Raw genomic sequence first — 23,813 nt, 5'->3', positions numbered from 1 at the left:
ATCACTCCTCCGTCAAAATATAATCGCGAATGATCAGCGCAATCCCGTCATCATCATTCGAAGCCGTAACCACATCGGCATTTTCCTTCACCGGGATCTGCGCATTTCCCATAGCAACGCCAAGACCGGCCGCCTGAATGGCCGCCAAATCATTTAGGCTGTCTCCGATCGCTACCACTTCCGACATTTGAATGCCTAGCAGCTCACAGACGATAGCCGCCCCGCTTGCCTTATTCACCCCAAGCGGGTTAATTTCGAAATTATAGGGTGATGAGTTGGTAATTTCAAGTCCGTGGATGTTCTGCAGCTCCATGTTGATCTCATAGCGGAGCTGATCATCTTCTGTCGTGTAGCCGAATTTCAGCCAATGGTTGCGCTCCAGCAGATCAGGGTTCCAATTATCCTCTCTATATAGGCCTTCTACGGCATAAGCCCAGAAATAGACGTCCTTTTTCCTGGCGATTTCATACATTTGTCCGATCAATTGATGATCGAACAGCTCGCGATGATACAGTTCGTGCGGCGTACGCCACACCTCGCTGCCATTAACCGTAATCATCGGGGTATCCAGTCCGAGCTGTTCCCCATAAGGAACGGCTTCATCGTAGTTTCTTCCCGTCGAGAGGCAGACATGGATTCCCGCGGCCATCGCCTTGCGCAGCCACTCCTCCGTTTTTGGGGAAATCTCATGATTGCTATTCAGCAATGTGCCATCCATATCAAGCGCTAGCAGTTTGTACTTCACTCCAGTTCCTCCATTCCCAAGATGCAATCTTCTCTCTCTATATCGCCATTCTACCATATTACCGAAGAGCACATATATTTTACTTAGTTTCTCCTAAGCTCGGTAATGAATACTCCCGGAGCGACTTCAATATCTCTAACCTGCCGAAAGCCGAACATTTGATACAATCCCTTGGCTGGAAAATTCAATGCCCCTGTATTTACCCGAATCGGGCGTCCTTGTGAAATGGTTTCCACGATGTGCTCCACGAGAATCGTGGCTATTTTTTTACGAAAATGGTACGGGTGCACGACGAGCCGGCAGATTTCGACCTCCTGGTCTGTTTCCTCGTAAGAGATAAAGGCCACCAGCTCCCCATCCAGCATATATCCGACGAACTGCTCCCTGCATTCCATCATCTTTTCCGCCGTATCCTGCAATTGAGGAATTCCCTCAAAGCCGATCAGTTCTGCTTCAACCTTATAAGCGGGAATTTGTATATCAATCATTCTTTTGGCTATATCGTAATTCGCGACGTCCAGCTTCATCAACAAACGTCAACAACTCCTTTGCTCCACAGTATTGTTATTAATAACATTACATTACTCCTTCATCAACATTCAACACTTTTAAAATACGAAAAAAGCCGCATTCCGAAAACCTCCGGAAATGCAGCTTCTAAACCTGAACACGAAGCCATATTATGCCGTCATGGACTTCATGCGGCGCCGCTTGCTGAACCGGGCGAGCAGCCCGTGAAGCGGGGAGAACAGAAAGGCCAGCAGGAACAGCAGCCCGGCGACAGTGATCATGGAGCCGGCAATGGAAGCATCCAGCCATTTGGCGAAATAATATCCTCCAGCCGAGCTGAGCGCACCGATCAATACACTATACAATAGCATCCTACTCAAGCGGTCTGTCAGCAAGTAGGCCGTGGATGCCGGAACGATCAGCATCCCGACGACTAGAATCGCACCAACGCTTTCAAAGGACGCTACCGTCGAGAGCGAAACGAGCCCCATCAGCAGGTAGTGGAACAGCGCAACGGGGATACCGACGGCAGCGGCTAATGCCGGATCGAATGCGCACAATTTGAATTGTTTATAGAACAAACCGATCACAAGCAAGACAATAAACAAAGTTATCCCGAGAAACCAAACGGCTGCCGGGCCCATATTATAGCCGTTAATAATGAGGATATCCCATTGCACATAGGCAATCTCGCCGAATAACACGCAATCCAGGTCGAGATCGATATTCGAAGCATTGCGGCTAATCAATATGACGCCAATGGCAAAGAGCGCAGTAAAGACTATGCCAATCGAAGCATCCGATTGCAGCCCGCCTTGCTGAAGCAGTTGAATGAGAAATACCGTTATGAGTCCCAGCACTGCCGCACCAATCATCATAAGCAGCGAATCCCTTGACCCGCTGATCATAAAGGCGATGGCAATTCCCGGCAATACCGAGTGGCTGATGGCATCGCCCACGAGCGACATTTTACGCAATACGAGAAAACAACCAAGAATGCCGCTGGTGGCGGCAACGAGCGTCCCGGTCAAAATAATCCAGAAATCAGACATCAGTCCGCCCCCCTTTCAGCTGCATGCTGACTAATCATCGCGGAAGCCGTTTGAACTTCCAAGCTTCTACGCACATCCTTGCGCGTCCGTCGATGCCGCATCCATTTGGCTACTACGCCTCTTCTCGGGGCAAATACAATCGAGACGACGAATAGCGCGGTAGCTGCAAGCACCGTTACCGGTCCCGTAGGCAAGTTAGACAATGTCGAGCTGATCAGCGTACCCGTTACACCAGAGAGAGCGCCGAACAGACCTGCCAAAATGACCATGACACCGAGCGCATCCGTCCAGTAGCGTGCGGCTACCGCAGGGGTAATTAATAGAGCAGCGACGAGAACCACGCCGACCGCCTGAATCCCCACAACAACAGCAACAACTGTCAACAAGAGCAGCAATTGCTCGTACAGGCCGACCTTCAAGCCCATTCCGCGCGCAAAGCCTGGATCAAAGCTCACAAGCTTAAACTCTTTGAAGAACATGATGCAAATAAGTACGAGAATAACGGAAACGGCTCCCATTAAATAAACATCAGACAACATCATGGAGGCGGCCTGCCCAAACATGTATTTATCCAAGCCGCTCTGATTGCCGTTGCCGCTATGCTGTATTTTGGTCATCAAGACGACCCCGACGCCGAAGAAGACCGTAAGCACAATTCCTAAAGCGGCGTCCTGTTTGATTCTAGAATAACGGGTGACGAAATGTATGCCGAATGTAGCCAACATACCCGACAAAATCGCCCCGATCATAAATAGTCCTATCGACTTTACCCCGCTTAGCATAAATGCGATACAAATGCCCGGCAGGGCAGCATGAGCAAGCGCATCCCCCAGCAGGCTCTGCTTTCGCAGGAAAGTGAAGGAGCCGATGACTCCGCTGCCCAAACCAAGCAACAGCGAGCCCATGAGTATCCATCTCATATTGGGATCGCTAAACCACCCAAACATAACATCGAGCATATAAGGTCACTCCATCTCTATCGGTACTGCGGCAAAATCCTGAAGCATGGCGATTCGGCCTCCGTACGTTTTCTGCAGATTTTGTGGGGTGAATGTGTCCTCAGCAGGGCCTTCTGCAACCAATTCTCCGTTCAGCAGGATGACGTGATCGAAGTATTCCTTGACCGTGGATAAGTCATGATGAACGACCAGTACGGTCTTGCCCTGCTCCTTCAATTCATGAAGCAGTCCGATAATGGCTTTCTCCGTCGTTGCATCCACCCCGGCAAAAGGCTCATCCATGAAATAAAGCTGGGCATTCTGGGCAAGTGCCCTAGCTAAGAACACCCTTTGCTGCTGACCTCCAGACAGCTGGCTGATTTGCCGGCTGGCATAATCGGCCATGCCGACTTTATTTAAACAATCAAGTGCTATCCGTCGTTCCTCTGCGCCAGGCCGACGGAACCAGCCCAAGTGTCCGTATCGTCCCATCATTACAACATCCAGAGCGTTCGTCGGAAAATCCCAATCGACCGATTCCCGCTGCGGAACATAACCGACCAGCTTGCGCTGCTCCTCGTAAGGCTTTCCGTAGATCATCACTTCCCCGTCTACCTTCGGGAGTAAGCCAAGCACCGCCTTAAGCAGCGTCGATTTCCCCGCCCCGTTGGGCCCAAGCACACCGATGAGCTTCCCGGAAGGGATTTGAAAAGAAACGGAGCGCAGGACCGGTTTCTTCTGATAAGCCACCGTTAAATTTTGTACTTCCAGTGGATATGAATTCATCTGTTATCGCTCCTTTTATTCCATAGGCCATCGTACCGTCCTACATCTTATTTCAACGCATCAACAATGGTGTTAACATTATGGCGAACCATTGTAATATAAGTATCCGCACCCGAGCCGGGCTCCCCCATCGAATCGGAATACAGCTCTCCGCCTATTTTGACGATATGCCCTTTTTCCTTCGCTCCGGCAATGACCGCTTCCATCGCTTTCGGCGGCACGCTGGACTCTACGAATACGGCTTTGATTTTATTTTCAACGAGATAGTCCCGCAGCTTGCTGACATCCTTCGAGCCATACTCGGCAGCCGTACTGATGCCTTGAAGCCCCATTACCTTCATTCCGTAAGCATCCCCGAAGTATCCAAAGGCATCATGAGCGGTAACCAATACCCGGCCAGACTCGGGAATTTCATTTATTTTCTCCTTGACCTCCGCATCCAGCGCATTTAATTTCTCAATATATGCCTCCGCGTTCTGCTTGTACAGATCCGCGTGATTCGGATCATATTCGGACAAGGTGTCTCGAACTGTTCCCGCAGCAGAAATCCAATGCTTGACATCGAACCAGATATGCGGATCGAATTGCGTTCCATTGATGTCAGCGCCGGACCGAAGGACCGCCTGATCTATATCCTTTGAGACCGGAACCGTAGGCTTATGCCGCTCCAGCTTTTCCAGTATTTCCGTCATCTTTCCTTCTAAATGCAAACCGCCGTAAAAGATAATATCCGCTTTATCCAGCTTCTGAATGTCCCCCTGGGATGCTTTGAACAAATGCGGGTCTACTCCCGGTTGCATGAGAGCGACGGTATTCACCTCCGTGCCTCCGATTTCCTTCACCAGGTCAGCGATCATTCCCGTCGTGGTCACGACCTGGATAACTTCCTGTTCTGCTCCGCGAGTAGCAGGCGTTCCGTCTCCCTCTACCTTGGAGCATGCAGCCACAAGGATTAACGCCAAAACGCCAAGCGTCATTTTTACTCGCTGCAGCGGACTCTTCTTAATTTTGCTTTGATTCATGCTATTCCCTCCCAATAACTCAGATCATCTATCATGTGTTGAGTCGGGAAACATATGTTTCCCATACCCCTAATTGTTTGCTTTATAAAATAAAGTTTCCCTAGTGCAAATTTTACGCCATACCTATACAAAAAAGCAAGAGAATTTTTATCGGTTAGTTTTATAGACTAAACAAGGTCAGATAATTAAACGTAAGCGCTTTTGGAGAAATATGCAGATGTGCAAAAATAATAATATCTTTTACAAGGATTTTGGTTGTTGCTTACTCAAAACTACCATACAAAGGGATACAAGCTCCCTATGATAAGAAGCCCTTGCCAAACAATCAACCGACCATTCTTAAGTAGGTGAAAAACTTTGAAAGAAGGAACGCCCGAATGAATGTGTCGACTAATCTCTCCAGCAGAAAATGTTATCCGTATTATTCCTATGAAAGACGACCTTAAAAAGGTAACCTTTTAGATGTTCATAGGAAACAAAATAACAATCACTTCTTCTCATCCTTTATTTTTCAAAAAATCCTCAAGCAGGGAAACTATCCAACCATTTACATCTAATTGGAAAATATGATATTATAGAGGAAAATATTAGGAGGTGTTTGTTATGTATTCTATTTTAGAAAAAAAACGAGGTATGCAAGGAAAAATTCTTTTCAGTGTATTTGTTGGTTTGATGGCTCTTCTCGTTCTAATTCCTTCAAGTTTTGCTAGCGGAGACTCCTTAAGTTATGATATTGGAAAAACTTCAACTCACATCTATTGTAATGGAACGGTCACGGTTTCTTTTTCTCCAAAAGGCGGATCTGATAGTAAAGGCGTCCACGTTGCAGCCTATAAGCCAGGAAATCCATCAGGTATAGCAGGAGACGGAGGAAGCTTCTTCGTCGGAAATAAATCGGGTTCGGTTACTTTTAAATTATATGGCTATCATTATTTTAAAGTAACAGGTGATAGCGGTGTTACTGGAACGTATACGGTTACATGGTAACTGCTCAATTATTATTTTAAAGAAAAAATTCCATTTTAGTCCATGCCCGATAACTTAGCTATCGGGCAGTTTCGATTTTTTTGATTCCTGTAGTAAATATTGTTGCTTCTAAAAGAACGATCAAATACAAGAGAATAAATTAGGTTGTTATTATCTACCTTCTTTTGGTATATTTTTAAACCTGAATCTTAACTTATATTTAAAAGTCACATTCACTTTTTTAAACATGTTTTGTTTCAAAGAACTAGTATAGTATCAGAATCAAGCAAGCCATCTGTTCCAAAGGAAAGGCAGTCGCCCGTTCGATCAGACGTGCACAAATTCTGCTGGAAGCGGACGAAAATCGCCCGGTGGGCAAACTTACGGATAGCGAAATAGCTAAACGTTCCGCGTTCACACCAACACCCTCTAACTGATTCGTAAAGCCTTTGCGGAGCGAGGGTTGCAAGCCACCCTGGAAAGAAAGAACGGGCCACTCCTCCCAGTCCGCCGAAAGTGACTTGGGAGTTGAAAGCGAAGATCATTGTCTTGTGTTGCAGTGAACCTCCTGCGGGAAGGAGTCGTTGGTAAAAAGGGAATGTCCCTCACTTTCAATTCCATGCCTCGCTGGGCTAGTGGATCCTTCCACAAATTGCAAAATAGCCAGCCGGACAATAATAACCGCAAAAATAGCAAATGTACTGAAGAAGAACAAATTAGGGCGATTATTGAAATGATACTGCAGCTCTGCTTCTTGTTTGCGCAGATCTCCAGAATACAATTTCTCATGGCAAATACCTCCACTTTTCTACAATTGCTCAAAATATACAATTATCATAACATAGAGCTTGAGGAAAAAATGGGAAATTGCAAAAAATGGCCGTCCTATGGCTTTAACCATAGACGGCCAAATCTTATACCATTTTTTATAAAAATGGATCAATTTAATCGCCTGCTGTTTTTTCTTGCTGCGTTTGTTTTGCTTTCTTCGGTACACCGTCCAAACCATATTCTTGATCGTAAGCATCGAAGATTTTCCGTGCGATCGGCGCAGCGCTCATCGAACCAAATCCACCCTCAGGAATAACGACGGCCACCGCAAGCTTCGGATTCTCCCGTGGAGCAAAGGCGATAAACACCCCGTTGTCAATCATTTTACCGCGGTAAGCCTGCTCAGAGGTTCCTGTTTTACGGGCAAAATCATAAGGGAAGCCGTTAAACGCCGAGACGTCCGTCTTCATGCCGCTAATGACTTCATTCCAATGCTCCTTCTTGAAATTCACTTCGTTCAGTACCCTTGGCTCGAACTCTTTGACCATGTTGCCGTCAGAATCGGTAATTTTGCTGACGAGATGCGGCTCCATCCGCTTGCCGCGGCTCGCCAGGGTAGCCGTGAATTGAGCCAGCTGCATGGCGGTATATTTTCCCTGCTGCCCGAATGAGGCATAGACTAGTCTCGCCAACGCCGTCTCATTCTCATCCTTATATTCGAGCTTCCCTAAGTACTCAGAGGGCAAATCCACTTCGGTCAAGACGCCTAGGCCAAATTCCTTCATGTATTTATCCCATACGTCAATTCCTTCGGCACCGTATTTGTTGTACAGCCTCTTCCCGACCATCTCGACCATGAAGGTGTTGGAGGATTTATAAATCGCCTTAGATGGGTCCAGCGGGCCATAAGCATGGCTTCCGGAGTTTCTTACTCTGGATGAGTCGTTTCGTCCGAAATAGGCGATCCCTCTGTCATTGTAGGTTGTATTCGTTGTGAACAACCCTTCATTTAATCCAATCAGCACAGATAGCGGCTTGATCGTCGAGCCGAGCAGTACTGTCGAGTCAAAGCCATGGCCCGAGCGTCCTGAGCCGTATGGCCAAATCGTCCCGTTCTTATAGCTATCCTCGATTTCCTTCCAAACCTCGCCGCTCACGCCGCCGCTCTTCCATACGTTCGAGTCGTAGTCGGGCATACTGGCCATGGCTATAATATTGCCGCTCTCCACTTCCATGGCTACGGCATACCCCGTCTTCGCATCCGGATGCAGCTTACCAGATACCCGGTTGCTGTGCAGCCATTTGAGCTGGTCGGTAATGGCCTGCTGGGCAGTCAGCTGCACATTTTTATTGATCGTCGTATGCAGATCGTAGCCTTTCTCTGGAGCCGTCAGCTCTGGAATACCGCTCGCCATGTTTCGCGGGTCGATCGGCACGCTCTTATATCCATTTTTACCGCGGAGCTCGTGCTGATACTGCATCTCCAGACCATCAAAGCCAACGAATTCCTCAGGCGTATACTCCAGGGAAGGATCTTTATTCTCCGATGCCATCAATTCTCTGACCGAATCATACCAGGACACGTCCAGCGTAGAGCTGAACTTTCGCAAATACCCTATCGTCTGAACGGCTACTCGATCCTCATCGTAATGGCGAATGCTCTCCTCGACAATATCGATCCCTGGGAACTGATCCTTCCGCTCCAGGAAATAGGCGATCTCCTGTTCCGTCAAATCGATCTTAATGCGGCGAGGCGCAAAGCCGTTGGCTCTCCGATACTCCAAATCCATGGCCTCGATAATATCATCAAGCGTCATCGGTGTAGCCTGGGGGTCGCCATATTTATCAAAAGCCGCCTTCAGCTTCTCTGCTAAAGCCATCGCCTCGGGACGGTTCTCCTTCCCCTTTGTCGAACTCTTGCTATAGTCCTTCTGCAGCGTAATATACAGCGATTGCACCGGCGTCGAATAAGCCAGCTTCTCTCCTCCGGCCGCATAAATCGTCCCCCGCGTCGGCGGAAGCGGAACATCCTTCACTCTAAGGCCCGTCCCCTGCTGAGCTAATGTCGGCCCCTCAACAAATTGCAGAATGGCCAGCCTTACGATGATGACCGTAAAGATGGCAAACGCACTGAAAAAAAATAAATTAAGGCGAATATTGAAATGTCGCTGCAGCTCTATTTCCTGCTCACGCGGATCATCCGAATAAATTTTTTTCATCGCAGAAATCTCACTTTCTCTTGATCGAACATGGATACAATTATTGTAACATACTCTAAATCACATTATCTGCAACATGAGTCTCGTTAAATGCAGGGGGATTAAACCAATTCCCGCTTCTTGCCCAGGTCGCGTCGAGCGGAATCCAGACGTCTTTCTCTGTTAAGTACACCTCGTTCCAGGCATGCGGGCCATAACCGCCGCGGCCGTCATACCCAAGTCCAGTCACTACCTTAACCTGAAGACCTTGCGATCGTGCCATCACGGCATATAAACGGGAATAATCGATACATACTCCACGCTTGCTGTCGAAGGTCATTTGCGGCGTCTGCTCATGCCAGATGTCCTTCTCCTCATAATCCCTTACCTTGTCGTAATCATAGGCTACCCTGGTTCCGATCCACTCATAGAGCAGGCGGGCCTTTTCTTCGTCGGTTTTGGCATTCGCGGTTATTGTCGCTGCGGTCTGTTCTATATCTTGCGGAATTTCGGCATCGATGACCTCGTATCGGCGCTGTAAAATCCCGTTCAACTCTTCCCGGGCTCCCCGCGTAAATACCGGAAGCTTATCCTTGATCAGTTCTCCGGATAACGGTTCAATAATCGTGCGAGCTCCCTGCTGATAAACGGGAGACGCTTCTACATAACGGCTGAAGCCGCTGTTCGGAAACAATGTGACCACGATAAACAACACGGCAATGACCATCAGGCATCGGGCAGCTCCGATTACCGCGCCAATTCCAGCGCCCATTAGGCGGCTAATCCCCGATGCCGCTCCCTCCCGGCCGGCAGCTAGGCGTCCGAACAACGAATCACCGCCGAATGCAAAGGCGCAGATTAGCCCCATTACCGAGCGAATCAGCCAGTAGCTAAGTATAAACACGACAGCAAAACGCATTAAGGGAAAATCCCGTACCGCCGTAATCAGCGTGTAGTACAGCTGCTCCCATCTCGACAGCTCTCTGCCAGGTAGAGCAAAGCTGCCAAGCCACTGCTGAACCTTAGGAGCAATCCACATCGTGAACGGTATGGATGCTAGAATGCTAAGAAGAGACAGCAGCCCACCGCTAAACAACGTGAATAGCCGGCCTGCCGAACGGGAGGCTCCCCGCATTAAGCCCTGCAATATCGAAATGACCATAATCAGCATGAGCAAGGCAGAAATCAAGTTGTATTCCCGCAAACTGTCGATCCAGATTTCCGTCATGTCCGCCTCCTATGAGTTATACTTATTTTGAGTTTCTTTGCGCCTCCTGCACGAAGGCTTCAAGCGTGTCGCTCATCTTCCACTCCCCAAGAGAAACGCCGCGAAAGACTACCTTCACTTTATCTTTTCCCGGGGTTCCGGTCACCTCCAGGTTCGGCGTCGTAATCGTAAAGGTGCCGTCGCCGTTCTGAACCCACTTCGCCTCCTTGGCTTCGTTCTTCATCACGTTCAGCACTTCATTCTTGCTGTATTCCACCGCCTGATCCTTGACCGTATTCACAGCATCCCCGATATCCTTGAGCGAAATACCGCTATAAATGACAAGGAAAGCGGCGATGACGAGAACCAGCGCCCACTTCACAACCGTCTTTACTAAATTGACAATCAGAAGCAGAACAACTAATGCAATGACGATAATCAGCCAATTTTGCTTCAAAAACTCCGTCCATACCTGTACATCCATCATTTAACAACACCCCTGCAATCGCATTTTCTCTTAATTAAACGTAACAGACTTCAACTTAGTTTCATCTTAAATTTGTTGGATTCTATAGTGTAAGTTATTATACATGATCGACCTAAGCGATGTCAGCTAACCCCTGTTTATTGCCCGGTATTTAAGGAAAAGTAAGGAGCAGTTATTTTAAAAGGGTATAAGTTCGTCCCTATCAACGTACAAGTAGAGCATAAGGGAATTACTCAGGAGGGCAGGGTATGATGAAAATGGCATTTTGGCTCTACTTTTTTTTGTTCCTCGCTTTCTTTGATTTACACGCACAGTACCCTATTCTCACGCCTTTCGCGCTTTCGCTCGGCGCAGCGCCGGTATTCATCGGCTGGATGATGGGGATTTACGCCCTTACGCATCTCCCCGGCAATTTAATCGCGGGCCAGGGCGTCGATAAACACGGCAGCAAAGGCTATATGATCTTCAGTCTGATCTCTGCGGGCATAATCCTGCTGCTGCAGGCACACGTCACCGAGCCTTGGCAGCTCCTGGTGCTTCGCTCCATCAGCGGCTTCGTGCTGGCGTTTCTATCTCCGGCTTGCCTGGCCCTGCTTGCTTCGCTGTCCAAGGATCCTGTCGGACAAGGCAAGCTTATGGCCGGACATGGCGTAGTACATACTCTCGCTTCCGTAGTCTCTCCTGCGGCTGGCGCTTTTCTGGTCGCTCAAAGCGGCTACTCCATGACCTTTCAGTCCCTTGGCTGGCTGCTGATCGTCACGGGAATTATCGCCATATTCATGATTCATGAGCCCCACCCCGCCCATATCGCAAGCTCAAGAGGGCTATTGACGAATGAACGAACACCCGCTGTATTTCAGGTGATTCCTCTAAGATATTATTTATTGCCCCTCGCCGTATCCTGTTCCCAAGGGATACTGTTCTTCGAGCTTCCGCTGCAGCTTGGCGGCACGGAGGGGATTATGCATACCGGCATCAACTTTTCAATTATCAGCCTCGGAGCATTGGTGACACTATCGATGCTGTTCCTCAGTCATTATTCGCCGTATCTGCGGACTCATTTAGGGATATTAGGCATCGCTCTATCCTTCTTCTCGCTCGCTGCCTTGGATTCCATTCCTTTGCCTTTATCGCTGTTTGTGCTCGGCATTGCCAAAGGAGTCGTCTATCCAGCGATGTCCTCCCTGTTCATCGACCTGAGCGGCGGCGAGCGGCTTGGCACCGTGTTCTCCCTGCAATCCATCGCCATGTCGCTGGGATCCTTCATCGGCCCTATAGCGGCAGGGGCGATACACGGCTCGTACTCTCCTTATTTCGTGGCCTTCCTGCTCTTGATGAGCGTTATTATCATCGTTCCGCCGGGACGAAAAAAGGGACTGAGCCTCCCTCCGCTTACGACGCCGACCAACCTTCATTAAGCAGCAGCATTCAAAGAGGCGGCCTGTTTTCCCTTTCGCTACTTTTTTCCTTCTTTAGGCGGCTGCACAGGGCATAAGCAGAAAAAGCACATAGTATAACGTGTAGTCACCGACCAGATAGCGAAAGTGAGGTGAAAGAAATGAGCCACATCGATCCTTGCAAGCCTGGACCGATCATACCAGGCGGTTTCTGGACATCAACGGGAACAATCCTTGTACTGTACATTTTACTGGTGATCATTCTCCGCGCTCCCCTGTATTAAAAAAATATGTGTTGTCTATAGCGGTCTGCCAACGGCAGGCCGTTTGCCTTTGAGATTTTGCATGATCCGGATTTGCGGTATACACTAGAGGTGATCATTGTTGCCATGACACGATTTGTACATTTTATTGATAACAGTCGGCTCGAGGTGATCTATTTGTCGATCTATATCATTGTTGAAGGAAAGAACGATCGGAGCAAGCTCCGCCGTCTGGTCAGCGAGGAAATTTCGATACTCTGCACTTTCGGAACTTTAAATTCTTTGAAACTGGAATCACTTCGTAAACAGGTTAAAGATGACGAGGTATTCTTGTTTTTAGATAACGACTCCTCCGGCAAAAGAATCCGCGGCGTGCTTCGCGACGCCTTTCCTGATGCCGTGCAAATGTATACCAGACGCGGCTACGCCGGTGTCGAGGGGACGCCGGACGAATACATTATTGCGCAATTAGAAAAAGCCGGGCTGGAGGATTATATCATTTATCCCCCGCCCAGCTTCGTTTAAGCTTCCTTATTCCTTCGCCAACCGCGCAACGATGCTCGCAATTTCCTCCGCGGTTGCGTCGGGGCGGATCATTTCGCGAATATTGCCTTTGCGATCAACGAGCCCGATGAGATCCATATGCACAAAGTTCCCGTCTTTGTCCTGGTTCACTAGAATTTTAAAAGAATTCATGGCCAAATCGATGACTTGCCCCTGGTCTCCCCGCAGGAAATACCAGCCGGAATAATCCGCTTTGAATTTATCGCCGAATTCCTTAAGCCGCTCCTTCGTATCCCTTTCCGGGTCGAACGTAATCGACACAATTGTCGCATCCTTGCCGAATAACCCCTTCTCCTTCAATTCGTCTTGAACCTGGGAGAGCCTTAATGTCGTAATCGGACAAACATCAGGACAATTCGAGAAGAAGAAATAAAACAGCCTTACCTTGCCATTCGTATCTTCTAAAGCAACGTTATCGCCATCCACATTCTCCAGCGAGAATGGCGCTACCGTGCCGATGACTGGAAGCTTCGGCTTGGCGAAGGAGGTCCACAGCAAATATCCTGCAAGCACCACGCATATCGCCAGCATGATCCACGTCCATTTATACTTTTTTAACAAAGTCATTGCAGCCCTCCAACATAAACTTCAAGGTCAAGCCGATTAAATTCGTACTGTATCCAGAATCATCACGATGAGACTGATCGTTAAATAATTCACGGAGAAAATAAATACCTTCTTCGCCCAAGTATCGTTATCCTGCGAGCGAATGCCTTTAAGCGCCATGTACAGCCAGACGATGGATAATGCTTCGCCGATAATCAGGAACCAAATACCGGTATATCCGTAGACGTACATTAATATAGGTATAGGAAGCAGCAGTACAAGATAAGGTATCATTTGCAGCTTTGTTCTTGGAATGCCTTTGACCACTGGCAGCAGCGGGTATCCCGCAGCCCGATACTCCTCGACCCGGCGAATGCCTAGCGCCCAGAAATGCGGCGGCTGCCACAGGAACAGCAGCGCAAACAACAGCCATGCTCCCAGATCAACCTTGCCCGTCACGGCCACATAACCGATCACCGGGGGCATCGAACCTGAAATTCCACCGATGGAAGTACTCCAGGTAGAGGTACGTTTTAGCCAAAGGGTGTACACGACAACATAGACGAACATCCCGACTAGGCCGAACACTCCTGCCAGCAGACCCGAAAAGCTGAACAAGGCCGCTAATCCCGATACGCCAAGTATGATCGCGTACCATAGCACGACTCTCGGTGACAGCCTGCCGGTAGGTAAAGCCCGCTGTTTGGTCCGTTCCATCTTCATGTCGAAGTCCCGGTCGAAGTAATTGTTAAACACACAAGATGAAGCCATTACAAGAACGGCTCCGATTATCGTCCAAATTAATTTCCCGTATTGCAAATCCCATTGAGAAGCCAACCAAAACCCGGCAAAAACCGCAATTACATTCGAACGAATAATGCCCGGCTTCGTCAAAGCAATAAAATCTTTCCATGTTGCCGTTTCTCCCGGAGGAGTTGGTCTCACGGACAACGCAGGGGAATCCGATGGAGCAGTATAACCTAGTGGTTTTTCCATGCGTTATATCTTCCTCCTATGCTTATTTATATAAAATTAATTTTATTTTCTGGATAAACACCTTCTTGCTATAAACTTTATCATATCAAATCCTCGAAGTCTCTGACAATCGTTACATAATGATCAAGTTATTATGACAATTCGGTGACGATAAACGAAAAACCCGGATATTTTATCCGGGTTCCCATGCCTAGCTAGCTCATTCGTTCATCAATCATCTTTTAGCGATAAATCCCATCATCCGCTGGACATCCGTCAGTGTCTGCTCCGCCATTTCCGAGGCTCTCTCTGCGCCTTGAGCCAAAATATCGAATATTTCGCCGGACTCCCGGATTTCGCGGTAACGCTGCTGCAGCGGCTCAATAACGCCAACCACGACTTCGGCCAAATCCTTCTTGAAGGCTCCATACATTTTGCCTTCATACAGCCGTTCTACCTCAGCCACCGGAATTTCCGAGCATTGGCTGTAAATCGTAATGAGATTGCTCACCTCGGGTTTATTCACCGGATCGAATCTGACTTCACTGCCTGAATCGGTCGTCGCGCGGCTGATCTTTTTACGGATATCGGCCGGTGCGTCCAGCAGTGAAATATAGCTCCCGGGATTCGGATTGCTTTTACTCATCTTCTTCGAAGCGTCATCGAGCGACATAATGCGTGCGCCAACCTCCGGAATATACGGATCAGGAACAGTAAAATATTCTCCATATCGGTGGTTGAAGCGGTTCGCCAAATCGCGTGTTAGCTCTAAGTGCTGCTTCTGATCCTCACCGACAGGCACCAAATCAGCATTGTACACAAGAATATCGGCGGCCATCAGCGACGGATATACGAACAACCCTGCTCCGATCGAATCCTTGCCCGCAGACTTATCTTTAAATTGGGTCATTCGCTCAAGCTCTCCCATATTCGTCAGCGTCGTAAGAATCCATCCAAGCTGCGCATGCTGATGCACGTGGGATTGCATGTAGACGTTTGCCTTAGAGGGATCGATGCCGGCCGCTACAAATAATGCCGCTACCTCTTCAGACTGCTCGCGCAAAGCGGCAGGGTCTTGAGGCACCGTAATGGCATGAAGATCAACTACCATAAAATTACATAAATGATCATGCTGCAGCTTGACGAAATTTTTCAGGGCGCCAATATAATTCCCTAAAGTCAATTTGCCGCTGGGCTGAATGCCGGAAAGAACTTTTTTCATATTCAACATCCTCCTTATATTTCGTGAAAAGAGCCGCTTTTATGCGATTCTATGCACGAGCGATTTTTTGCCTAAGAACGCAAAAAATCCCACGCCCGAAAGGGACGTGAGACCGTGGTGCCACCCTTATTTGCCAAGACGGAAGCGGCAGCTAACCGCAAGGAATAAAGTCTTAGCCTTTATGCTCCGTAACGTGGAACGGGCCGGCCGGCTTAATAGGACAGATAGCTTTATCCATCTTTTACGCTCGGCGCTCCAGGGTCCATTCGGCCTAAGCAACTTCGCTGGTTCGCATCAACCACCAGCTTTCTGCGCAAGAAGTCCGCTTCGCTTACTTATCCCTGTCATCGCGTTCATTACTTGTTAAATTTATATGTCCAATCATACTTGCCGTGGAGATGCTATGTCAACTTCCGTTTTTCGTCCCCAAGAAAAAGTGTTATGATAAAGCTAGTTGTTCGATTTCGATTATTTGTGGGAAAAGGAGCATCGATATGAAAAAAGTGACCAAAGGGCAATGGAACGGTTACGATACCTATACGTTACATAGCCGCGAGCTTGATGTCACGCTGCTGCCCCGCCTTGGCAATAATGTCATCAGCATACGGGATCATATCCAGCAACGCGATGTACTTCGCCGCCCAGAAGAGAGTGAACTCGATTTCTATTTGCAGAAGCCATATCACTTTGGAATTCCACTGTTGATACCGCCAGGTCGAATTCGCAGAGGCAAATTCACTTATGCGGAACAAGAGTATCAATTTGACCGCAATACGGCTAATGACAATCATATTCACGGTCTTCATCGCACGCAGGCCTGGTGTGTAAGCGACATTGAAGAGGATGATGAGGGCTGTACGATCACTACAGAGTTTGTAACCTCGGATGACCCGGATTGGATCCGGCAGTTTCCGGTTCCGCTCAAGCTTGAAATGACTTTACGTCTTCAGGGCGCAAGGCTCCAGCAGACATTTAGAATTTACCATTTAGGCGATCGGCCTGCTCCGTTCGGACTTGGCCTGCATACCTGGTTCTTGTTGGACGGCGAGCCTGATAAGTGGACGATTACGCTGCCTGTCTCGGGGAAATATAATTTAGATGAAGAACTGATTACTACAGGTGAAATCTCGCCGCTGCAAGAGCTAGAGCAGTTAAACACAGGATTGAACCTGCAAGGAACAAATTTTGATACGATGTTTCAGATCGGCAATAATCCCGTTCAAGCGACGCTTATGCACGATAAGGGATATGGCCTGATTTACTCTGCAGATCCCGAATATTTCAAGCATTGGGTATTGTATACGAAGGGAGAAGCGAATGAGTTTCTGTGCATCGAACCGTACACTTGGCTCCCGAATGCCCCAAACTCGGGATTGCCGAATGAGGTAACGGGACTTATCGAGCTTAAACCCGAGCAGACCTTAGAGCTTAACCTGCAGTTGGAAATGATCTATCCCGCTGCTACCTAGTCTTTTTCCTTTATGTAGGATGAACAACGCTATAGCTTCACATAAGCAATTCTCTGCGGAGGATTGCTTTTTTACGTTGAAATAATTACCAATGATATAGAAAGAAATAAGACTGCATATTTTCGCTCACGAAATCCATACTAAATTCACAAAGGCAAAGGAGGTGACAAACATGGCAAACCAACGCGGAAGCCGTTCCAACAACCTTGTCGTTCCTCAAGCGAACGCTGCATTGCAGCAGCTGAAATATGAAGCTGCACAAGAGCTGGGCGTTCAAATTCCACAAGACGGTTACTACGGTAACTATACTTCCCGGGAGACTGGTTCTCTGGGGGGTTACATCACTAAACGTCTGGTTCAAATCGCTGAGCAGCAATTGTCGGGTCGTTCTAACCAGTAATTTGCATGTTCTATTTGACCGATAAGAAGGCAGGCGGTCTGCATAAAGCAGGTCGCCTGCCTTTTGCCATATTATGTCCAGATCGTGTTATGAAATATCGTGATATGTACTTGCTGAATCCTTTCTTGAATAGCGCTGTATCATCAAATTCGCCATATTATAATTGGATTCTAAAATAGCATCTACAATGACTGTATCCTGTCGCAGTGCAAACTCATAACTGATTTCCCCATGTGTCCAGTAACGCTTGAATTTCAGGGCTTCGATGGCCATCGCCTTAAACGATTTCAACTGTTGATTCGTTAATCCTCTATCCTCCTCAGACAACTGTCCGTTACGTCCTGCGATCGGATTATGGCGGATACCGAATTTTCCAATGGCATTATTACGAATTTGGATAAAAACAGTCCCTGAGCTCATGCCTGATAATTCTGCTTCAAGCTCCTTAAACACCATGTCAACCTGCCTGGCAAGTGAAAGCTGGTCCGTCTTCAGCATATCCACCCTCCCTTCCCATATAATTCCCTATATAGGGCTTACGCCTCATTATATTCCAATATGACTAACCGATCAACAATATGAAACAAAAATGGTTATTTATTACTATATCTATAGTTTTTTCAACAGCTATAAAACAAACGATTCGTCAAAATACACACTTTTACGACAGCGTTTTCCTCCTTGTATTTCAGGCGTTTTCGCCATGTTTTGTTATTTGTTTTCACGATTTCTTTTGCTTTTTTAAAACTGGCTGATCTGTAGAGCTACAAGTCTCCTGCGCTGACATAATTTGCACTATCCTTTGTTACAATGCACAGATTACACATCATAAAAATAGTTCTTAACGCCTATTTTTTTGAAGAGATTCTTTTTTTCGCTATCACATTATTTCTTAAAGTTACCTGAATTGACTTATTCACAAAAAAAGCAGGACCTCCAAAGGAAGCCCCGCCTATCTTATTTCGTTAATTCTAAGAAGGCCTCTACGTCTGCTACCGCTACGGACATGGCCTCGCGCCAGAAATCCGGTTTCGTCAGATCGACTCCCAGATGCTTGCTGGCAAGCTCTTCCACCGTCATTCGTCCCGTATCCTGAAGCAAAGCATCATACTTCGCTGCAAAGCTCTCCCCCTCGCGCTGGGCTCTCGCGTACAGCCCTGTGCTGAACATATAACCAAATGTGTAAGGGAAGTTATAGAACGGCACATCGGTAATATAAAAATGCAGCTTCGACGCCCAGAAATGAGGGTGGTACGAGGCCAATGCCCCATGATATGCCTCGCGCTGAGCTTCCTCCATCAGTGCAGACAGCTCATCCGCGCTTAGAGCTCCTTGCTTTCTTCTCTCATAGAAGCGCGTCTCAAACAGGAAACGGGCGTGAATGTTCATGAAAAAGCTGATGCTGCTTCCGATTTTATCAGCCAGTAGGCTGAGCTTCTGTTTCTCGTCCGCTGCATTCTTCACAAGAGCATCCGCGACGATCATTTCCGCAAATGTCGAAGCCGTCTCCGCAACGTTCATCGCATAGTCCTGATTGAATTGCGGCAGCTCATCCATCAGATATTGGTGATAAGCGTGTCCAAGCTCGTGTGCGAGAGTAGAGACATTGGAAACCGTCCCTCCGAAGGTCATAAAGATCCTCGTCTGCCGGCTAACCGGAAGCGAGGTGCAGAAGCCTCCAGGGCGCTTGCCCGGGCGATCCTCGGCCTCGATCCAGCGTTTATTGAAGGCCTCGGCCGAGAAGTCCGCCAGCTTTGGACTGAAATTACGGAACTGCTTGACGATTTCGTTCGCGGCAGCCTCATAGGAGATCCTCTCCGAGGACTCCCCGATCGGGGCTTCCAAATCACTCCAGGAAAGCTGCTCCAGTCCCATAAGCTTCGCCTTTCGATTCAAATAGGCGACAAATACCGGCTTGTTCTCTTCAATGACCTGCCACATCATATCCAGCGTTGCACGTGACATCCGATTGATCTCGAGCGGCTCTTTAAGAATGTCATTCCAGCCTCTTTTTTCGTAAAGCTTAATGCGGAAGCCGGCTAGTCGATTAAGTGTGTCCGCGCAATAATCCGCAACGCCGTTCCATGCGTGTTCCCAGTTCCTAAACGTCTCTTCCCGCACGGCCCGGCTGCTGTCCTCCAGTTTATTGGCGGCCTGGCCTACAGACAAAGAAGTAAGCTTGCCGTCATTGTCTTTAAAAGGAACCGCCACTTTCGCCACGATTGTATCATAGTGCTGTCCCCAGCCATGATAACCGTCGATCGCCAAATCGGAAGCAAGACTCTCCAGCTCCGGCGCCAGCTTCTCGCGAGCAGCATCCCGCTTCTCGCTGAGCACGAACGATATCGGAGCAGCCTCCTCGCGGGACATCCACATCTCCCACAGCTCGTCCCCCGTATTTCGCAGCAAATTTTGGAACAACGTCATTACGTTTTCAAACGCAGCCCGCAAAGAGGTTACCTTGCCCGAAAGCTGGACAGCCTTCTTATCATGCTGATTCTCTGCCGTAAGGCAGGCCACAAAGCTGTCGGCCTCCACAATTTTGGCTGCCGCGCTTTGCAGCCCGTCAATCAAAGGATCCAGGCTCGCTGCCTCCTCCAAGCTCTGGGGAGCATCGTGGTTCTGCAAATCCTGATGCATCGCCGCAATGTCAGCCTGCAGTTTCTGAAGGAATTCCTCAAATTCCGCCGAAGCAGACCCTCCTGTAAAAATAGAATCCAGCTCCCAAGTCAGTTGTACTGGATCTGTCAATTGTGCCATGGATACGCATCCTTTCCATATGCCCATGTTGATGCCACAGGCATTAAAAGTGTATGATATAGAAACCAGATCGACAGGAGGGGATTATATGAAACCACTGCAAGTCTCACCGGATACTGCTGTAAAGCTAGCCGAAAAACTAAAGGTGCCCCTGGAGCACCTTATGCATATGCCTCAGCATATTTTAATGCAGAAAATCGCGGAAATCGCCAAAGAAGAAGCAAAAGAGCCATCATCTCCAAATGACTCGGGTACGTCTTCATGATTCCTTTTGAAAAGGCGCTGCCTTACGATATAATCATGGGCGATGTATACGCGCCAAAATGCCCTTTCTGCGAACAAGAAAACGTCCTTCTCTCCATGAAGCCCCATGAAATACAGAGCGTCCATGAAGGGAAGAAGAAGCTGCTCGTTTTTCCTTGCTGCAAGAACAAGCTAACGATCCTGGACAGCGACCGGGATTATTTGCTGACCGATACGGTCGTACGCAAGTAATTCCATCCGCCCCCATCCAGGCCAAGAAGAGGCCGTTCCCATTTCGCGTGAACGGCCTCTATTGTTCTGCCTGCAATCATCGTGAGTTACCTAAGATATAATTAAGCGGATCAATTTCTAATTTCTGTTTCGAATGATGCCTGATAATCTATCCCTTTACCTCTTCCGTTAACTCTTCCCCTTTGCTTAGCATTTCTTCCCGCAGCAGAGCCCATTGCTCCCGGCAGGCGCGAATCATCGCCGCATCCATAATTTTCTTATCGTTAATGACTCTGGAGAACCATTTGACAGCTTCATTATTGGCACCGGTTCTACGGTTCAATTCACCGATTAAATACATCAGCCTCGCATCATTGTCGCCCGCGCCTTCATTCTCATATACCTTGATGTAGGAATTCAGGGCATGTTTTAAAAAACGCTGTTCCTGTTCATGATCCTCCCGATAGCGATACAGCCAAGCGATATGGTGAAGCAAGCTCGCTATAATTCTCTCCTTCTCGCCGATCGTCTGAGCACAGAGGAGAGCGAGCTTATACGTCTCCAGCGCGTTCTCCCAGCTTCTCTGGCCTCCGTAATCCCGCTTCACAAGGCGATTGCCAATATTATGCTCGAACTCCTTGCGCTGGCGATCCGTCAAGCGGTCATTCGAATTCTCTGTAGAGGCAAAGCCGCAGGATGGGCAAATCCGCACTACATAATAATCGGGATTCTCCTCCCGGTAATAGCCGCAAAAATCAGTATCCGTCCGAAAAGCCCGCTTAAGGCTTGGTCTTACCCGAGACGTAGAGAACTCATTCTCGCAATAAGCACAATTCACCTTGATTTTATAAAGGGGTTCCAGTTCCAACACGACAACTTCCTTTCCATCACCGCCAAAAGGCAAGGCGTTTCATCATCCCTAAGGTGTATTTACGAAATGAAAAGCAGGTCCAGACAACCGTTTAATAACTAAATCCTTTAGCTCATTCTCAACCCCGATCTCTTCCAAAGCTTCAGTCATGCAAGCCAGCCAGGCTTCGGCTCTTTCGCGCGTGACTGGAAAAGGAAGATGTCTTGCTCTCATCATCGGGTGGCCGAAGGCATCCGAAAACAACGATGGTCCGCCAAAAAATTGCGATAAGAACATAAACTGTTTCTCCATCACCGGCTCAATATCCTCCGGGAACAAAGGCCCAAGCAGGGGATTAGCCTTTACCTTGGGATAAAAAGCCTCCACAAGCTGCTGAATGGCCTTTTCACCGCCCAGATTATCATAAATGCTTAAACTTGGATTCACGGGATTCCTCTCCAACTTCCACATTGAATTTTTTAATGCTGTATATCAATTATAGCAAAAAAAAATAAAAGCTCCTAACGGAGCCCTTACGTATCAACAGGATCAACCTGCTACTATGTCAATAACTTCGCCAATCCTCTTCACTAGAATGGACGCGAGAAGCGCGGATAACATACACAAAGGCGCATACAAGTACACCTGCTACATAACTCATAGCCAACACTCCATCCATCAGAGATTTTTCTCGTCAAGTCTACATCTGTGATTTTTATTCTAACACATATTAGTCAAAAATACAGTATAAATTGTAATCGCTTTCTTGCTTTTTTTGTGCTGTTTGTCCTAATCCGATCATACACTTGGTACTATGACCCATTGTGGAGGCGTTCCTCATGAATTTAGCGCGAATCACCATGTCGCTGATGGTTATCGCCATGGCGGCGATCGGCGTTCTGATGCTGACGTATCCCGAAGCTTCCTGGGAAGCGGGCGTTACGGGGCTCGCCATTTGGTGGGAGGTGCTGTTTCCCTCCTTGTTTCCCTTCTTCGTTATATCCGAACTGATGCTCGGCTTCGGGATTGTCCATTTCCTTGGAAAACTGCTTGATCCCCTGATGAAGCCTTTATTTCGAATCCCCGGCAGCGGCGGCTTTGTCGCGGCTATGGGCTTTGCCTCCGGCTACCCGGTCAGCGCCAAGCTCGCAACCAAGCTCAGGGAGCAGCAGCTCATCAGCCGGGTGGAAGGCGAAAGGCTCGTGGCCTTCACGACGTCTTCCGACCCAATTTTTCTGATCGGCGCCGTATCTGTTGGTTTCTTTGGCAGCTCCAAGCTCGCGGGCATTCTCGCGTTGGCACATTACGGAAGCGCCCTGGTTCTAGGCTTCATGATGAGGTTTTACGGCACGAAGGAGAAAAGCGATGGCCAGGGAACCGACTATAATATAACTTCGGGCCAAGGCTCGGCTCCGTCCAGCCCCGGGTCTGGGAGTTCAGCGAAGTTCAGCTTGCGGCTCGCTCTCCAAGCGATGCACGAGGCTCGGCAAAATGACGGGCGCAGTCTCGGCGAGCTGCTGAAGCAGGCTGTCGCCTCCTCCCTGCAGCTTATGGCCGTGGTCGGCGGGCTGGTTGTCTTCTTCTCGGTTATCCTCGAGCTGCTGACCGTTTCAGGCATGATGACCTTGCTCTATGCCGGTGTCCACAGCTTTTTGAGCTTAACCGGCCTACCGACCGCCTTGGCCGAGCCCTTCGTGGGAGGGCTCTTCGAGGTTACGCTGGGTGCCAAAGCCGCCGCCGCCCCGGTCGCTGTCCCGCTCATGTATAAAGCTGCCGCCGCGGCGTTTATTTTATCCTGGGGGGGCTTGTCTGTTCACGCTCAGGTGGCCAGCATTCTGAACGGAGCGGATTTGCGCTACGCCCCTTTTCTAACGGCACGCCTCATTCACGGCGTTATGGCAGCCGTATTTCTTCTGCTCCTATGGAAGCCTTTTATGGGCTCCCTATCGGCCTCCGCATGGCTCGCTTCATTGGAAGGAGAATCGCGCACGGGATGGGGCAGCGTTCCTGATGCCTTTATCATTTTTCTGAAATTCATAACGGTTCTCCTTATTTTATCTCTGCTTGCCCGAATCATTCATCGAATGCTTACCTGGGTCGAAGGGAGATCGAGGAAATGAAAACGTTGTGTTCTGTTTCAGAATTGATTATGATCTTTACAAAAGGGTATTTCTTGCGATACCAGGAAGCTCTTGCTTCGAACTTTATACT

The 23,813-nt window shown here is 48.4% G+C and carries 25 protein-coding genes; 9 read left to right on the top strand and 16 right to left on the bottom strand.

The window, feature by feature from the left end; translation table 11 throughout:
* Nucleotide 1 precedes the first annotated feature (1 nt).
* The 6 genes from ACE3MQ_RS17055 to ACE3MQ_RS17030 all read right to left on the bottom strand — a co-directional run bounded on the left by ACE3MQ_RS17055 (nucleotide 2) and on the right by ACE3MQ_RS17030 (nucleotide 5,053).
* Nucleotides 2-802, bottom strand: coding sequence for a Cof-type HAD-IIB family hydrolase (locus tag ACE3MQ_RS17055; RefSeq protein WP_379394763.1), 801 nt, complete (start codon nucleotides 800-802; stop codon nucleotides 2-4).
* A 26-nt stretch (nucleotides 803-828) separates the two neighbouring features.
* Nucleotides 829-1,272, bottom strand: a complete 444-nt coding sequence (locus ACE3MQ_RS17050) for a GNAT family N-acetyltransferase (protein ID WP_379395110.1) — start codon at nucleotides 1,270-1,272, stop codon at nucleotides 829-831.
* Nucleotides 1,273-1,425: 153 nt separating this feature from the next.
* The gene (locus tag ACE3MQ_RS17045; RefSeq protein ID WP_379394761.1) at nucleotides 1,426-2,307 is read right to left on the bottom strand and encodes a metal ABC transporter permease; all 882 of its coding nucleotides are present in this window, start codon (nucleotides 2,305-2,307) and stop codon (nucleotides 1,426-1,428) included.
* On the bottom strand, nucleotides 2,307-3,266 hold the full coding sequence (locus tag ACE3MQ_RS17040) for a metal ABC transporter permease (protein WP_379394759.1): 960 nt from the start codon (nucleotides 3,264-3,266) through the stop codon (nucleotides 2,307-2,309). The genes ACE3MQ_RS17045 and ACE3MQ_RS17040 overlap by 1 nt, the downstream gene beginning before the upstream one ends.
* A gap of 6 nt (nucleotides 3,267-3,272) precedes the next feature.
* Nucleotides 3,273-4,031 carry a metal ABC transporter ATP-binding protein gene (locus tag ACE3MQ_RS17035; protein WP_379394757.1) on the bottom strand — a complete coding sequence of 253 codons (759 nt, stop codon included), beginning with the start codon at nucleotides 4,029-4,031 and terminating at the stop codon, nucleotides 3,273-3,275.
* Nucleotides 4,032-4,078: 47 nt separating this feature from the next.
* Nucleotides 4,079-5,053, bottom strand: coding sequence for a metal ABC transporter solute-binding protein, Zn/Mn family (locus ACE3MQ_RS17030; protein ID WP_379394754.1), 975 nt, complete (start codon nucleotides 5,051-5,053; stop codon nucleotides 4,079-4,081).
* A gap of 603 nt (nucleotides 5,054-5,656) precedes the next feature.
* Here ACE3MQ_RS17030 and ACE3MQ_RS17025 point away from each other — a divergent pair.
* Nucleotides 5,657-6,040 (top strand): hypothetical protein, encoded by a 384-nt coding sequence (locus ACE3MQ_RS17025; protein ID WP_379394752.1) that lies wholly within the window; start codon nucleotides 5,657-5,659, stop codon nucleotides 6,038-6,040.
* Nucleotides 6,041-6,963: 923 nt separating this feature from the next.
* Here the strand turns inward: ACE3MQ_RS17025 and ACE3MQ_RS17020 are convergent.
* Genes ACE3MQ_RS17020 through ACE3MQ_RS17010 form a run of 3 tightly spaced genes read right to left on the bottom strand, consistent with a single transcriptional unit; the run spans nucleotide 6,964 to nucleotide 10,679 of the window.
* A complete protein-coding gene (locus tag ACE3MQ_RS17020; RefSeq protein ID WP_379394750.1) occupies nucleotides 6,964-9,009 on the bottom strand; it encodes a peptidoglycan D,D-transpeptidase FtsI family protein in 2,046 nt (681 codons plus the stop codon).
* 55 nt (nucleotides 9,010-9,064) lie between these two features.
* Nucleotides 9,065-10,216: a transglutaminase domain-containing protein gene (locus tag ACE3MQ_RS17015; protein ID WP_379394748.1), complete on the bottom strand. Its 1,152-nt coding sequence runs from the start codon at nucleotides 10,214-10,216 to the stop codon at nucleotides 9,065-9,067.
* A gap of 22 nt (nucleotides 10,217-10,238) precedes the next feature.
* The gene (locus ACE3MQ_RS17010) at nucleotides 10,239-10,679 is read right to left on the bottom strand and encodes a hypothetical protein (RefSeq protein WP_379395108.1); all 441 of its coding nucleotides are present in this window, start codon (nucleotides 10,677-10,679) and stop codon (nucleotides 10,239-10,241) included.
* Nucleotides 10,680-10,933: 254 nt separating this feature from the next.
* Here ACE3MQ_RS17010 and ACE3MQ_RS17005 point away from each other — a divergent pair, with 254 nt between their 5' ends.
* The 3 genes from ACE3MQ_RS17005 to ACE3MQ_RS16995 all read left to right on the top strand — a co-directional run bounded on the left by ACE3MQ_RS17005 (nucleotide 10,934) and on the right by ACE3MQ_RS16995 (nucleotide 12,867).
* Complete coding sequence (locus ACE3MQ_RS17005) at nucleotides 10,934-12,100, top strand: MFS transporter (protein WP_379395106.1); 1,167 nt, start codon at nucleotides 10,934-10,936, stop codon at nucleotides 12,098-12,100.
* A 140-nt stretch (nucleotides 12,101-12,240) separates the two neighbouring features.
* The gene (locus tag ACE3MQ_RS17000) at nucleotides 12,241-12,363 is read left to right on the top strand and encodes a sporulation protein YjcZ (protein WP_379394746.1); all 123 of its coding nucleotides are present in this window, start codon (nucleotides 12,241-12,243) and stop codon (nucleotides 12,361-12,363) included.
* 156 nt (nucleotides 12,364-12,519) lie between these two features.
* Nucleotides 12,520-12,867, top strand: coding sequence for a toprim domain-containing protein (locus tag ACE3MQ_RS16995; RefSeq protein ID WP_379395104.1), 348 nt, complete (start codon nucleotides 12,520-12,522; stop codon nucleotides 12,865-12,867).
* 6 nt (nucleotides 12,868-12,873) lie between these two features.
* Here ACE3MQ_RS16995 and ACE3MQ_RS16990 read toward each other — a convergent pair whose 3' ends face one another.
* The 3 genes from ACE3MQ_RS16990 to trpS all read right to left on the bottom strand — a co-directional run bounded on the left by ACE3MQ_RS16990 (nucleotide 12,874) and on the right by trpS (nucleotide 15,649).
* The gene (locus ACE3MQ_RS16990) at nucleotides 12,874-13,473 is read right to left on the bottom strand and encodes an SCO family protein (RefSeq protein WP_379394744.1); all 600 of its coding nucleotides are present in this window, start codon (nucleotides 13,471-13,473) and stop codon (nucleotides 12,874-12,876) included.
* Nucleotides 13,474-13,509: 36 nt separating this feature from the next.
* Nucleotides 13,510-14,448, bottom strand: coding sequence for a heme o synthase (cyoE, locus tag ACE3MQ_RS16985; protein WP_379394742.1), 939 nt, complete (start codon nucleotides 14,446-14,448; stop codon nucleotides 13,510-13,512).
* 214 nt (nucleotides 14,449-14,662) lie between these two features.
* Nucleotides 14,663-15,649, bottom strand: coding sequence for a tryptophan--tRNA ligase (gene trpS, locus ACE3MQ_RS16980; RefSeq protein ID WP_379394740.1), 987 nt, complete (start codon nucleotides 15,647-15,649; stop codon nucleotides 14,663-14,665).
* Between the two features lie 494 nt (nucleotides 15,650-16,143).
* On the opposite strand from trpS, the gene ACE3MQ_RS16975 reads away from it, so the two are divergent.
* Both ACE3MQ_RS16975 and ACE3MQ_RS16970 read left to right on the top strand, forming a co-directional pair.
* A complete protein-coding gene (locus ACE3MQ_RS16975; RefSeq protein WP_379394738.1) occupies nucleotides 16,144-17,118 on the top strand; it encodes an aldose 1-epimerase in 975 nt (324 codons plus the stop codon).
* A 172-nt stretch (nucleotides 17,119-17,290) separates the two neighbouring features.
* Entirely contained in the window at nucleotides 17,291-17,518 is a 228-nt protein-coding gene (locus tag ACE3MQ_RS16970; protein ID WP_110931448.1) for an alpha/beta-type small acid-soluble spore protein, read from the top strand.
* 87 nt (nucleotides 17,519-17,605) lie between these two features.
* Here ACE3MQ_RS16970 and ACE3MQ_RS16965 read toward each other — a convergent pair whose 3' ends face one another.
* Together ACE3MQ_RS16965 and ACE3MQ_RS16960 are read right to left on the bottom strand one after the other, a co-directional pair.
* Complete coding sequence (locus ACE3MQ_RS16965; RefSeq protein ID WP_379394736.1) at nucleotides 17,606-18,016, bottom strand: O-methyltransferase; 411 nt, start codon at nucleotides 18,014-18,016, stop codon at nucleotides 17,606-17,608.
* A gap of 459 nt (nucleotides 18,017-18,475) precedes the next feature.
* Nucleotides 18,476-20,278 (bottom strand): M3 family oligoendopeptidase, encoded by a 1,803-nt coding sequence (locus ACE3MQ_RS16960; RefSeq protein WP_379394734.1) that lies wholly within the window; start codon nucleotides 20,276-20,278, stop codon nucleotides 18,476-18,478.
* A gap of 88 nt (nucleotides 20,279-20,366) precedes the next feature.
* Between ACE3MQ_RS16960 and ACE3MQ_RS16955 the strand changes: the two genes are divergently transcribed.
* On the top strand, nucleotides 20,367-20,543 hold the full coding sequence (locus ACE3MQ_RS16955; protein ID WP_379394732.1) for a YycC family protein: 177 nt from the start codon (nucleotides 20,367-20,369) through the stop codon (nucleotides 20,541-20,543).
* Complete coding sequence (locus ACE3MQ_RS16950; protein WP_379394730.1) at nucleotides 20,540-20,773, top strand: hypothetical protein; 234 nt, start codon at nucleotides 20,540-20,542, stop codon at nucleotides 20,771-20,773. The genes ACE3MQ_RS16955 and ACE3MQ_RS16950 overlap by 4 nt, the downstream gene beginning before the upstream one ends.
* A 148-nt stretch (nucleotides 20,774-20,921) precedes the next feature.
* Here ACE3MQ_RS16950 and ACE3MQ_RS16945 read toward each other — a convergent pair whose 3' ends face one another.
* Nucleotides 20,922-21,620 (bottom strand): DUF2225 domain-containing protein, encoded by a 699-nt coding sequence (locus ACE3MQ_RS16945; RefSeq protein ID WP_379394728.1) that lies wholly within the window; start codon nucleotides 21,618-21,620, stop codon nucleotides 20,922-20,924.
* Between the two features lie 51 nt (nucleotides 21,621-21,671).
* Nucleotides 21,672-22,049 (bottom strand): globin domain-containing protein, encoded by a 378-nt coding sequence (locus tag ACE3MQ_RS16940; RefSeq protein ID WP_379394726.1) that lies wholly within the window; start codon nucleotides 22,047-22,049, stop codon nucleotides 21,672-21,674.
* 392 nt (nucleotides 22,050-22,441) lie between these two features.
* On the opposite strand from ACE3MQ_RS16940, the gene ylbJ reads away from it, so the two are divergent.
* Nucleotides 22,442-23,722: a sporulation integral membrane protein YlbJ gene (gene ylbJ / locus ACE3MQ_RS16935; RefSeq protein ID WP_379394724.1), complete on the top strand. Its 1,281-nt coding sequence runs from the start codon at nucleotides 22,442-22,444 to the stop codon at nucleotides 23,720-23,722.
* Nucleotides 23,723-23,813: the final 91 nt, after the last annotated feature.

Source organism: Paenibacillus lentus, from assembly GCF_042714055.1.
Taxonomy (GTDB): domain Bacteria; phylum Bacillota; class Bacilli; order Paenibacillales; family Paenibacillaceae; genus Fontibacillus; species Fontibacillus lentus_A.
The sequence above is the reverse complement of the archived record's forward strand: the minus strand, read 5'-3'. Positions and strand labels throughout refer to the sequence as shown.